The organism is Methylophilus aquaticus (genome assembly GCF_030769565.1).
GTDB lineage: Bacteria > Pseudomonadota > Gammaproteobacteria > Burkholderiales > Methylophilaceae > Methylophilus > Methylophilus aquaticus.
In genome coordinates this window covers 40,456-52,864 of record NZ_JAVCAP010000021.1, presented here as the reverse complement: position 1 = coordinate 52,864, position 12,409 = coordinate 40,456, and the positions used below count along the sequence as shown (strand labels likewise).

The following is a 12,409-nucleotide window of genomic DNA, read 5'->3' as shown; positions in this document are numbered from 1 at the left end:
ACGGGAATCTTTCACTACTCGTCCGGGAATGTTGTGGACTATAGTGACGCAAGCCTGTGTGGCAGACGCAAGGAAGATATCGCGCACAAATTTCGAGCACCCTTGGCAAGGTTTCTTATGCTTTTATCTTTAATCTGGTTTCTCTATTAATCGTGTCTTCTCTTTATCGGTCTATCCCTGTGATTGCAGCATTTAACAAATCCAACACTCATCAATCCGGATTGCACAAGTCCGGCAAGCTCAGCCAATCTGCATGGGATACGTTGGTAGTCATCGCTGGCGTTGTACTGGCTTATACCTGTGCCCTGCTGTTCAATCTGTCGGAAGAACTCAATGCGTGGCTGTCAGGCTATGAATATGCGCAACTCGATGAAATACCGCTTACGCTGTTTGCCTGCGCAGTATTGAGCGTATGGTTCAGCCATAGACGCATGCGCGAAATACGCGCCGAAATACAACGGCGTACGCTGGTAGAGCAGCAATTACTGACCAGTCAGCGTCTTTACAAAACCTTGTTTGATGGAGATTTGACGGGCAACGTCGTATTGGATATTGAAGGCAATATCGGCATGCATAACAGCGCATTTGATCGCGTGTGTCACCCGCTGCCAGCAGATTCAAGTGCCCGCAATCTGTTTACCTTTGAATGGATACCATTCATACAGGAGCTACAGACACATCAGGAAATCAACTTTAATAAACTGCAAATCAGGCGGCCGGACGGCTTGCCGTGTTATGTCGGCGCACGCTTTATTTATGTACATTCTGAGACGATGAAGCAACCGCAGATTCACGGCTATCTGGTAGATATGACCGAGCAATGTCTGGTGGAACTGGATCTGGAGCGGACACTGAAAGAAAACCGCATCCTTGCCCGTCATGCCATGCAGGTACAAGAACAGGAGCGCAAATACATCGCCAGCGAAATTCACGATGAAACCGGTCAATACCTCACCGCCATTCGTATGGATGCGCTGGCACTACAAAAAAGCAGTCCCGACCAGGTCAATGTCATCGCGGTGCGTATTGCCTCTAATACCAGCCATGTGCAGCAATCAGTACGCGCATTGATCAAGCATCTGCGACCACCGGCACTGGATTCACTTGGACTGATTGGCGCCATCGAAAGACTGGTGGCCGACTGGAAAAAACTGACGCCCGGCATTACCTGTCAACTGCGACTGGAGATCGGGGAACAGCCACTCACAGAAGATATCAACATTGTTGCTTTTCGTGTCGTGCAGGAAGCTCTGACCAACATTGCGCGTCACGCTGAAGCCACAGAAGTATGGATTGATGCGCAGGTCGTGCTACGCGCAAATAACGCCATGCTGCAAATAGAGATACGCGATAACGGCAAAGGCATGGACAGCAGCCTGCCGGTCGAGGGTGTCGGGCTGGTCGGTATGCGTGAGCGTATCGAATCATTGCATGGCACATTCAAGCTGATGAGCGGCCCTCAAGCCGGCACCCTGATTACCGGTCTGATTCCATTAACTTCACTGGCAGGCCAGTCTTCGGCCTCCGCATCACAACCACCTGTTTCCGGAGCACACCATTATGCGACCTCTTAAATGGATCACCTTACTGACCGTTGCCACTGTATTGCAGACAGCAGCCATCCCGCTGTATGCAAAAGATCTGGTGGTTGAAGAACAAGCTTTTTTGAAAACCTACAGCGGCAAATCGCGTCAATTTGTCGAAGAGCAACTGGGCAAACCCCTGAAAAAGGAAACAGCAGTCAAACCCCAGAATGCTGACCAGATATTGCAGGAAAAAGGGGCATCGGCAGACGGTAAAGGTCAACAGATTGAAATGTGGTATTACCGTGGAAAAATTCAGTATGCGCCAAACAAATTCTTCAATGCGGCCGAACTCACCTTTGCCGAAGACAAATGCGTGAACATCACCTTTGCTAACAAAAAATAAGGCTCAGAAATACCCATGTCCAAAGTAATGATTGCCGATGACCACGCCATGCTGCGTCAGGGGCTGCGCACCCTGCTGGAACAAGCCAGTCATCAGGTACTGACCGATGCACATAACGGTGAGGAAGCCTGCCTGCTGGTTGAAAAACACCATCCAGACCTGCTGATACTGGATCTGGACATGTCAGGCATCGGCGGGCTCGAAACCTTAAAACGCATTTTGCACCGCAAACCGCAAATGCGTATCCTGATTTTCAGCATGCATGATGACTGTATTTATGCCACACGCGCCATCCAGGCTGGTGCGCGCGGTTATGTGACCAAAACAGAACCGCCGGAAGTCATTCTGGAAGCCGTGCAAAAAATACTCAAGGGCGGGCGCTATATCAATAATGAGCTGGCGCAAAACCTGTCGATGTACCACCTTGAAAGCCAGGAAAATCCTATTCAGAAACTTTCCCCACGCGAGTTCGAAGTGTTTCGCAGGATTGCACAGGGTGAAGCCCTGGCGACCATTGCGAGAGAAATGCATATCGGCTACAAAACCGTGGCCAATATTCAAACCAGCGTACGTCAGAAACTGGGCGTGGAAACCACGGGGCAACTGGTTCATATTGCAGTGCGCTTTGGCATTATCAAGGGTTTGTAGGCTGGAGCGAAAACATGATGATGATGGTGACACTTGCCCGCAAAGAGCTGAAAAGCCTGTTTGCGTCTCCCATGGGCTGGTTATTGCTGGCGATTTCACAAGCGCTGGTGGGCACCTATTACAGCCTGAGTTTTAACCAGTATTTTGAGATCATGTCCAGCGGGCACTGGCAGGTGCAGCGCATCGGCATGACCCAGTTCATGGCGGAAGGTGTGTTTGGCATCGCGGCCTTGTTACTGATGTTTCTGGTACCGCTGATCTCGATGAAACTGATCAGTGAAGAACGTAAAAGCCATACCATGGCCTTGCTGATGAGCGCGCCCATCTCCATGACAGAAATTATCCTCGGCAAACTGGCGGGGATTGTCGCCTACCTCAGCCTGCTGATTATCAGCATGGTAGTCATGATCCTGCTGTTGGCGCCCTGGACAGAAATTGATTTACCTTACCTGCTCACGCATGCCCTAGGCTTGTGGTTGCTGATGCTGGCCAGCAGTGCGCTGGGGCTATTTTTTTCCAGCCTGACCAGCAACCCTATTCTCGCAGCCTTCTGTAGCCTGACCGCATTGATGGTGTGGCAAATGCTGGATAAATTTTTTACCGAAAACAGCCAGGCCCTGTTTCACCATTTTTCACTCATGCAACATTACCGGCAATTTGCACAAGGCATGCTCAACAGCTACGACCTGGTGTTTTTTATGCTATTTACCGTGTTTTTTGTATTACTGGCGATTCGCCGTTTACAGGCAGACAAACTCTATGGCTAATTTTTCCGGTTTACGTTTACGCCTCCGTCAATGCTTGCCTATCTGGTGGCAACACCCCTTATCCGTCCTGGCCATACTGTTGCTGACGCTGGCGATTGGCGCATTGGCTATGCACTTCAATATCACAACCGACCAGACCCACAACCAGCGTAATACCTTATCCAGCGCCAGCGTCAAGGTATTAAAAGAGTTACCTGGCCGTATCGAGATCACCGCGTTTTGCAGCAACAGTCCATTCAAAGGCCGCTATTTCAGAAAATCCATTCAGGCACTGGTGCAGCGTTATCAACACCAGCAGGCAGATATACAGTTGCAATTTGTAGACCCGGCCAGCAACCCGGCACTGGCCAGAACCATGCAAATCAAAAAAGAAGGGGAAATGCTTGTCAGCTATCGCGGGCAACAGGCGCATTTATACTTGCCTTACACCGAGGAAGCCTTTACCAACCTGCTGCTACAGCTCAAGCATGGCGAGCATGCACCGCTGTGGCTGATTGAAGGAGAAAATACACTCGACCTACAAGACACCACAGCACCAGGCGGCAGCCAGTTAGCGGCAGCTGTCGCCTCCGCCGGATTACATCTGGAAAAAGTAAACATCGCGCAGCAGGCATTACCTAACAAGACCTTACCCACATGGCTACTTGCCGGCGCCAATCAGCAGTACAATACAGACCAAGTCAACGCATTGTTGCAGCATGTGCACAATGGTGGCAATCTGATCTGGCTCACAGCGTCCCCTGCACAACAGGGGCTGGAAATATTAGCGGAAAAACTGGGGCTGCAGGTCAGTGCAGGGTTGGTCATTGATCCACGCAACCGCGCATATGATATCGCACCACACGCACTCAGCACGCAGCGCTATGCCGGCCAGGGATTGACGCAAGACTTTGCCCTGAGAACATTCTTTGATCAGGCACATAGCCTGATGCGGCCAAGACTCGCCAACAATCCATGGCAAGTGACCCCACTGGTAGCCGCCGCAGAGCACGGATGGGTCAGCGCCCGTTATCGGCCGCAACATCCGGCGCACGTCCCCACCTTTGACCCAGACACAGACACGGCTGGACCGGCCACTGTCATGCTGAGCATGGAACGCTTGCGCGCCTCCGGCGACAAGCAGCGTATTCTCGTGATAGGCAGCACCGATTTTCTGAGCAATGCGCAACTGGGGCGAGGTGGCAATCAGGCCTTGGCCATGCGTGGCGTACAATGGGTATTAAACAATCAACCCAGCGTGACTTTACCCGCCAGCCCACTGCGTGACAGCGTAATTGTGCTGCCTGAAGGACAACAGCAATGGTTATTGATGGTGCTATTCAATGGTTTTCAATTTGGATTACCTCTATTGTTACTGCTGACCAGTGGCTGGATCTGGCTGCGGAGAAAGCGACAGTAGCCGCCAAGTGCTATGTCACGATAACAACCAGAACAAAACGCCGCTGGATATAACACCGTCCTAAAATACAAAGCCCCTTGCATAAACACAAGGGGCTTTCATGTTTTATCGCGGTCAGAAAGCGACTGCTTACAATCCTGACAAGCCTTTCTGAATCGCCTGATCGTGCTCGCTGATGGGCGCGTTTTTGTCTATCTTGGCAGCTGGTGCGTTCGCTTTTTCGGCGGCAGGTAACGCCGTGGCTGGTGCCGACTCCAGTTTCATTTGCGAGAAGTCACCGAGAAACTCTACTTTGGCCTCTTTACGCAAGCTCGTCACCTCGTTTTTCACCAGGGCTTGCTGACCTGCATTGACCAAAAACTGCTGGATAGCCAGTTTGGCTTTGTCCATATCCACTGGCTGTCGGTCAACCTTGGCCAAAAACAGCAAAGCCAGTGCACTCTGGCTATTCACAATCAAAGTGTCGCCAGCCTTGAGGGTGTTCAATCTTCTGGCGAGTTCAAGCGGCAATTGCTCAGCGGCTTTTCTGCTAGCATTGGCAGTAAATGTATACCCATGCTCTTTTAGCCATTTGCCTAAATCATCCGCAGTTTTGAGTGGATTGATGCCAGCCTCAATCTCGCTCGCATGCGCACCGCCATCCTGAATAACAAACTCTTGTATCACATACACATTGCGCTCACTGAACAACTCCGGGTGCGCATCATAAAACTTGCTGATCTCGTCTGCAGAAGGCGCGGCCTGTTTGGCGGCTATTTTCTGCAAATAAGCTTGCGCCAGCACCTGTTGGCGCGAAGCCTCTAATACCTGCAACACATTGGGATCACGATCGAGCTTTTCTGCCACAGATTTTTGTTTCAACAGTTCCATATCGACCAGTTGCTGCAAGATTTTCTCGGAAGCCGGTTTAAGTTGGGATGCATCCAGCTTGCCCAGTTTAGACAGCGCAAAATTTAACTGATGCACGGTAATTTCACTGCCGTTGACCTTGGCGACCACTTGAGAACCGCCTTTACCAGCCCCCTCTTCATGTTTGCTGCACCCGGCCATTACCAACAACAATGCTGGCACAATCAATACTGTTTTTTTCATCATCACCCTTTAAATGTGTCATTTCGTTTGTGTTTTGTGTTTTGTGTCTAAAGTGCGCCATCCGCTTAACAAAAACGGCATTACACGGGCGTGTGATAACGCAGACTTTACAAACCACAAAACCATTAATACTTGCGCTTACCAATACAACCAATGCCCTCCTGCAATCACCCACATGCCTAATATAGCATTGGTAGTCATGTGTGCCAGCACGGACACCCACAGCAGCTGGAATCGACGGTATAAGCAGGCATATACCAATCCTGCCAACAGCCCTGCAAGCCAGAGCTGATGCTCAACTGCAAATAATACGCTACTTGCCACTACCGCATAAGCACTTGCCGTTACGGGGGACACGGCCATAAAATCAGACGCATCCAGTTTACGCATCAAATACGAACGCCAGAACAGTTCTTCTATGACAGGCACGATCAGCGCAGAGCCTGTCCAACGGCATGCCAGCCAAAACAGGTCCGCAGGATTTCCCATGATCGGAATGGCAAAACTGCCGGATTTTTTGCTTCCAATCCACTCGGGATAAGGCAGTATCCATAGCAAAAACACGATCAAACCACTGAGCAGCGCCCAAAATACGTGGTGAACCCTGGGTCTTTGCACAAGCTCTATATAGTGTTCGCGATAGTAAAAAAGCACACAGACTGCCAGCAGGGTGCGCAGCACATAAGTCAACTGCACGCTCAAGCCGATAGAGGTGAGGCCAGTCTTTAGCAGAGGTTCCGCTGCCAGCAGCAAAATAAAGCCAATAAAGGGAAAAACACGTGCGCGCTCTTGTACGCTAAACATAGAAACCGGTCTGAACCATACGATTAAGCCACTTTTCATCAAGCCAAACAATCCTGCATCCACATCTTCAACTGTGCAAGACCAGGAGGATCAAGGCGTTGCTATTGTATCAACTTTACCGCCGTCCAGTTGATCACGCTTTTCCTGTAACAAATTCTCCAGCTCAACCCGCTTTAGCTGAAAAAACGGTTCCTGTCGCAGGATTTTCTGGTAAGTGGAAGCATCATCATACAAACTCACCAGCGACTTGCCATAGGCATAAAGCTGACTGTTTTTCTCCTCACAGGATTGCAGTTTCTGATGCATATTACTGACATTGCTCACCAGTTTTTTTCGCTGCGTATCATTCACGCCCAGTGCATTTTTCGTGTCCGTCAATTGCTGGTTGAGCTCAGCCACCAATTGCTGGTGCTCCTGCAACTGTGTTTGCAATTGTGTCAGCTGGCTTTCCAACGCCTGTTTTTCTGCGCGTAAACGATCAGCATCAAACTGTAACTGCTGATTGCGTCTTACCTGCCCTTGCAGTTTGGCCGAGTTGCTACGCTGTACACTCTGGACAGAATTGAGCTGTTCAGTCATGCTCTTTTTCTCTTGCTCCAGCTGCGTTTGCAGAGCGGCCTTTTCAGCCTCCATATCCTGCTTGAGCTTTTGCATCAGAATGGCGGCACGTTTGGTAGCCTTGTCAGGTTTGTCGGCAGCGAATAGCGGCGATGAACAGCTCCAGGCAATCATCGCGACCACACCAAGAATGAGCGTCTTTTTCATCGAGTCAACCTTAGAAACGGGCGTTCATGTCAACAAAAAAGGTGTCCACCGAAAATGGCAGCCCGCTGATTTCGTCGGCACTGATATAGCGTGAAGATAACCACGCATTTTTACCCAATCCGTACTGCGCACCCAAAAAGTAACCTTTGGCATCGGTGCCGCCAAGGCGGAAGTTGGAGTCGGTAAAACCATCCAGCATGGCATCTCTTTCCAAACGGCGGTAGCCACCAAATACCTGCCAGTCATGCAATTTTTTCATCATCGGATGGCCGACCATCAACGCCAACTCATACCCTTCATTTTCTTCATCTAATAACGTATTCGTTCTACGTAAAATTTCTTGCTGGTCAAAGCCAATATTTTTCACATATGCACCATGTAGAACAACATGTACCGGATCAAACAAGGCCAGATCAACCTCGCCTGTAAAGTTCAACAATTGAAATTGCGAAGCCAAACCGCATCGCGAGGGGTTGGTCGCGCTATCACAATTATTAGCAAAAGAATTCAATTTAAAAGTACTGTTTCCCTTTTGTCTCCACAACGGTACGGTCGCATCAAACCTGGTGTCTCCATTAAACTGACTGGGTTCACCCTCGACATTTTTAAAATCGTAATAGGCTACGCCTAACTTGACTTTACTATTGTCGCTTGCTGTCCACTCTATGCCGCCTTGCGCTGCATACAACCACTTATCACGTGCTTTATTTGTATCTGAAGTTTCAACTTCCTCGATGGGGAATGCACCAATAGAAGAAAATACTTGCCAATGATTATTGATTTTAGGATTAGCTTTGGCGACTAAACCATCAAAGGCCAAATCAGGGTCCCAAATCAAATCCGTACCAAAGACCCGATTACCCGTAAAGAACGGATTGGCAAAACGACCTCCGGTCAATGTGAGCCAATCGTAAGGCTTTGCTTCCAGAAAGGCTCTATCCAGTCCAAACACAAATTTTCCTTGCGAAAAACCCTCGGTCTGGTTGGGGGTCACAGGGGTTTGTAGTAAGCCGGTAGTAAAGCGAATGCCACCATTTAACCAATCATTAATATGCAAATTGGCGCCAAATAAAGCGCGAATACGTTGGCGTTCTCTATCTTCAGAAGTGTTATTGACCTGCATATATTGCGTGTTATTGGAGGCAAGAGTGGCAGGACTCACATTGGTATCGCTAAACTGATCCTGCTGATAACGCAAGCGAAGCTCGCCGGTCCATTCCACCCGGTCTATCCACTCGGGAATCCCCAGTCGCTCACCTGCCTTGTAATTGAGCTTTTTCATCACTTCCTGCTCAATTTCGGCACGCATTTCATTTTTCACATGCTCAGGCACATACTGCACGCGGATGGATTTGGGCTGACCAGCGTCAGCAGGCGCTGCCGTCTCGACAGGCTGTGAGGCGAGCTGTGCAGCAGCCTCTTCCTGGGCTTTTTGCTTTGCCGTCTGTGCCTGTTTAAGCAAGGCGTCGGCCTTGTCTTTGGATAACACGCCCTCTTGCACCAGCAACTCAATCAGACTCATGGTGGTGGCACGCACTTCTTCCAGTGACTCGCGCTCGCCTGCAACAGCTGCCCCGTTCTGGCTGGCAAAAATCGCCGCCAACGCCAGTGATAGCTTCCAGTTTTTCAATGTGATCTGCATCATTTTTCCCTGTTTACACGTTGTCATTCAATGACATTTCCAATATGCGTTTCTTATCAAGACATATTCTGCGAAGTCACCCGGATCACCACTTTCCTGGGCATATCCTCAGGCGCAACCTCGCCGAGTGGCGGGATTCTGGCCAGTACCTTGCGCAGCAAGGCATCGGTTTCGGCATTACCGCTGGAATCCAGTAGCTCTGCACGCTCGATGTCGCCATGTGCACTTAAATACACCCGCACCTCTATCTGGTATTTGGTCTTGGCCAGCTCCATATCTGCCGCCAGCACTTTTTTGATCTGGCTGTCGATCTTGCCGGTAAACCAGGCAAACGCCGCCATGTTCTTCTTGCCACCAATTTTGGGCCCAGTGGTTAAATCGCCTTTTTCGTATTCCTTGGAAACCTGCCCGGAAGCAAAAGGACTCGGACCATCCCCGGCAGCGCCTTCCATTTTCAGATTCTCGGCCGGCGGTGCCTCTGCCGGTTTGGGTTCAGGCTCCTTCGGTGCTTCTTTCGGTTGCTCTTTTGGCGTTTCCTTGGGCGGCTCTTTGGGGGGCGGCGGAGGCGGTGGTGGAGGCGTATCCGGCAGCAACTTCACCGTGGTGATTTGCTTTTTGTGCGGTGCCCCGCCCGAGAACATCTTCTTAATGCCATATCCAATCGTACCCAGCACAGCCAACACCAGCAGAGCAATCAGCACTCGGCTAAGCCACAGGCGGCTGGCAGAGACAGGAGTTTCCTCGCTCATGGGATCAAATTGCGTGTCAGCCATCCTTTAGGTCCCAATCTTCCCTGTCACCAGGCCCACATTTTCAATTTCAAGACGATTGACCAGATCAATCACTGAAATCACCCCGGCATACGGTGCCTGCGCCTGCCCCTTGATCATGACGTTAAACTTGGGGTCCATGGCCTTGGCCTGATTGAGCTGGCTTTCCAGTTCCGCCATGCTCACGCCCACACCGTTAATGGTCAGCGTGCCACCCTGCTGTACCTGTACAATTTTCAGGTCATGCTTTTCGGTACTCGGCTTGTTGGAAGGCTTGGGCAGGTTCATGGTCAGCCCTTGTACCCCAGCAGTGGTCATCAGGATAAAAATCACCAGCAACACATAGGCGAGGTCCAGCATCGGCGTGATGTTGATGGTGTCGTAGGGTTGTGCGTCGTTTTGGACTTGCATGACTTACTCCGTGACCTTCTTGGTCACCAGACCAACTTCGGTAATATCGAGGCGCTTGCAGATTTCCAGCACTTCGGAAATTTTTTCATAATGGGCAGCGGCATCGCCTTTAAGCACCACTGGCAACTCGGGATTACTGCTTTTGTATTCGGCCAGCCGCTGCTCCAGTTGCGTCATATCCACCGGAAAAGCATCGAGATAAACACTGCCATCACTGGTCACGGTAATCGCCCGCATTTGCGGTTTGGCCAACGCAGCCGAATTCACGGTATGCGGTGTTTCGACTTTCACGCCCTGCACTGATGCGGTGGTCATGATGATAAAAATCACCAGCAATACGTACGCCAGATCCAGCATCGGCGTAATATTGATTTCATCGTAAAGCTGGTTCTCTTCCTTAACGCCTTCTGACATGGCTGATGCCTATTCCTTGCCGTACAGCTCAGCAGTGCGCGTGATAAATTCATCGACAAAAATCTGCATGGCGATGGTGATGTTCTTGACGCGACTGGCCAGATAGTTATAGCCAAACAGGGCCGGAATCGCCACCGCCAGACCGGCCACCGTCGCCAGCAACGCAGCGGCAATCCCCGGCGCAATCGCGTTGACGTTGACGTCACCGGCTGCTGCAATCGCCGCAAAGGTGATCATCACACCGACCACAGTGCCTAACAGGCCGAGAAAAGGGCCGCCGGAAATCGCAATCGTCAGCAACACCATCATGCTGTTCATGCGCTGGGTTTCACGCACCAGATCGGCATCCACAGCAGCCTTGATCGCATCAATTGACGCACCGCCCAGTGAAATGTGGCCGTCAATCTCGCGTTTTTTGATCTCTCGCAGACCCGCTTTGTACAGACCAAACAAGGTGGAATGCGTGTAATTGCCGCTGCTATCCAGGCTGAGCAAATCCTTGCCCTGCACTTGCTGAAAGCGTTTGAGAAACAGGCTATTGTCTTTATCGGTACGGCTGACCAAGCGCGCTTTGCTGCCCATCACCCAGACACTGATGGCAAACATGACGGCCAGAATCGCAATCACCACTTTGGCATCCAGCGTCAGGCTGTTAATCAGAATGCCCATGTAGTTGGCTTCACCTTCTTCTTCGCCTTCAGCTTCACCGGCAGGGGTCACTTTCACCAGACTGGTTTCGGCACCTTGTGTCTGCGCCGCCAGTAGCAGCCATGAAGCACTGCGTGCAGTCGCGGCCAGTTGCAATTCATCGACCTCGGCAGTCAGCCCTTCGCCAAGACTAAACGCGTTATCTGGCTTGGCATCCGTGAGTGCTTGTTGCGCAACCTCATTACCATTGAGGTACACCATCGCCTTGCCGTTTTGCAGCACCAGCGCAATATGCTGCCAGGCAGAAGCCTTGAGTTCGCCTGCAGGGGTTTTCGTGCTACCCGCTTGCAAGGTCAGCGCACTGCCCTCCACTTGCAAACTGATATTGCCAGACTTGAACAACACGCCGGTCTGCGGCAGGCTGGCCGGTTTAAACCAGACCGACCAGGTGGTACCAGCCACGACATCTGGTGCTGCAGGCAAATTGACAGTCAATGCACTGCCATTCAATTGCGCACTTTCCGCAATCAAGCCGGCTTTTTGCACGGTGATTAAGCCACTGGCTGTGAGCTGATTCGGGCCGCTGTCTTTCAACAATCCAGCTTCGGCAAAAGAAAATCTGGCCAGCAGATTGGTCGCATTCAGCACGCTGGCATCGCTCGCGGCTTTTCCGCCCTCGTTGCCACTGTACAGATTGATCGACAAGTCTTTATTCGCTGCGGACAACTGCGGCAACAACACCCAGGCGATTGCCAGTTCGTTGACCGCATCATATTTTTCCAGCTGGAACTTGAGTTCGGTTTTGTCATCGGCTGCAATAAAACGCAGGTCGGAACCATCAACATTGGCACCGGTAAAGTCAAAGTTCCCCGAATGCAGACGCACCAGCACTGGCGCCTGATTCACGGCTTCCTTCACTGGCGCAGTGTCAATGGTGATTTTTTGTTGGGTTGCCCAGTCAGCGTTCCATGCCGCGTGGGCAGAAAAAGAAAGGGCGTACACACAGAGGCTGGCCAATAAACCAAATATAGACTTCTTCATATCCATCGCAGTCGAGTTAATTCGAGGTGCAAGTCTAATCATTGAATGTTTCAACGAAATTAATAGCGGACTAGGCGGA

At 50.8% G+C, this 12,409-nt stretch carries 13 protein-coding genes; 5 read left to right on the top strand and 8 right to left on the bottom strand.

All coding sequences use genetic code 11. The annotated features are described in order from the left end of the window. Positions 1-56 precede the first annotated feature (56 nt). Genes Q9291_RS10200 through Q9291_RS10180 form a run of 5 tightly spaced genes read left to right on the top strand, consistent with a single transcriptional unit; the run spans position 57 to position 4,743 of the window. On the top strand, positions 57-1,574 hold the full coding sequence (locus Q9291_RS10200) for a sensor histidine kinase (protein ID WP_306389943.1): 1,518 nt from the start codon (positions 57-59) through the stop codon (positions 1,572-1,574). Beyond that, the gene (locus Q9291_RS10195; protein ID WP_306389942.1) at positions 1,561-1,929 is read left to right on the top strand and encodes a hypothetical protein; all 369 of its coding nucleotides are present in this window, start codon (positions 1,561-1,563) and stop codon (positions 1,927-1,929) included. Before Q9291_RS10200 ends, Q9291_RS10195 begins: the two co-directional genes overlap by 14 nt. A 15-nt stretch (positions 1,930-1,944) precedes the next feature. Continuing rightward, the gene (locus tag Q9291_RS10190) at positions 1,945-2,577 is read left to right on the top strand and encodes a response regulator transcription factor (RefSeq protein ID WP_306389941.1); all 633 of its coding nucleotides are present in this window, start codon (positions 1,945-1,947) and stop codon (positions 2,575-2,577) included. A gap of 14 nt (positions 2,578-2,591) precedes the next feature. Then, the gene (locus Q9291_RS10185; RefSeq protein WP_306389940.1) at positions 2,592-3,344 is read left to right on the top strand and encodes an ABC transporter permease; all 753 of its coding nucleotides are present in this window, start codon (positions 2,592-2,594) and stop codon (positions 3,342-3,344) included. After that, positions 3,337-4,743 (top strand): DUF4350 domain-containing protein, encoded by a 1,407-nt coding sequence (locus Q9291_RS10180; RefSeq protein ID WP_306389939.1) that lies wholly within the window; start codon positions 3,337-3,339, stop codon positions 4,741-4,743. The genes Q9291_RS10185 and Q9291_RS10180 overlap by 8 nt, the downstream gene beginning before the upstream one ends. Positions 4,744-4,872: 129 nt before the next feature. Here the strand turns inward: Q9291_RS10180 and Q9291_RS10175 are convergent, their stop codons facing one another. The 8 genes from Q9291_RS10175 to Q9291_RS10140 all read right to left on the bottom strand — a co-directional run bounded on the left by Q9291_RS10175 (position 4,873) and on the right by Q9291_RS10140 (position 12,330). Further along, the gene (locus Q9291_RS10175; protein ID WP_306389938.1) at positions 4,873-5,838 is read right to left on the bottom strand and encodes an EpsD family peptidyl-prolyl cis-trans isomerase; all 966 of its coding nucleotides are present in this window, start codon (positions 5,836-5,838) and stop codon (positions 4,873-4,875) included. A gap of 135 nt (positions 5,839-5,973) precedes the next feature. Then, the gene (locus tag Q9291_RS10170) at positions 5,974-6,678 is read right to left on the bottom strand and encodes a CAAX prenyl protease-related protein (protein WP_306389937.1); all 705 of its coding nucleotides are present in this window, start codon (positions 6,676-6,678) and stop codon (positions 5,974-5,976) included. Between the two features lie 51 nt (positions 6,679-6,729). After that, positions 6,730-7,404, bottom strand: coding sequence for a hypothetical protein (locus Q9291_RS10165; RefSeq protein ID WP_306389936.1), 675 nt, complete (start codon positions 7,402-7,404; stop codon positions 6,730-6,732). 10 nt (positions 7,405-7,414) lie between these two features. Then, entirely contained in the window at positions 7,415-9,049 is a 1,635-nt protein-coding gene (locus Q9291_RS10160; protein ID WP_306389935.1) for a putative porin, read from the bottom strand. A 53-nt stretch (positions 9,050-9,102) separates the two neighbouring features. Then, positions 9,103-9,819: a TonB C-terminal domain-containing protein gene (locus Q9291_RS10155; RefSeq protein ID WP_306389934.1), complete on the bottom strand. Its 717-nt coding sequence runs from the start codon at positions 9,817-9,819 to the stop codon at positions 9,103-9,105. 3 nt (positions 9,820-9,822) lie between these two features. Further along, positions 9,823-10,227 carry an ExbD/TolR family protein gene (locus Q9291_RS10150; RefSeq protein ID WP_306389933.1) on the bottom strand — a complete coding sequence of 135 codons (405 nt, stop codon included), beginning with the start codon at positions 10,225-10,227 and terminating at the stop codon, positions 9,823-9,825. Between the two features lie 3 nt (positions 10,228-10,230). Next, on the bottom strand, positions 10,231-10,641 hold the full coding sequence (locus Q9291_RS10145) for an ExbD/TolR family protein (RefSeq protein ID WP_306389932.1): 411 nt from the start codon (positions 10,639-10,641) through the stop codon (positions 10,231-10,233). 9 nt (positions 10,642-10,650) lie between these two features. After that, positions 10,651-12,330 (bottom strand): DUF2341 domain-containing protein, encoded by a 1,680-nt coding sequence (locus Q9291_RS10140; protein ID WP_306390081.1) that lies wholly within the window; start codon positions 12,328-12,330, stop codon positions 10,651-10,653. Positions 12,331-12,409: the final 79 nt, after the last annotated feature.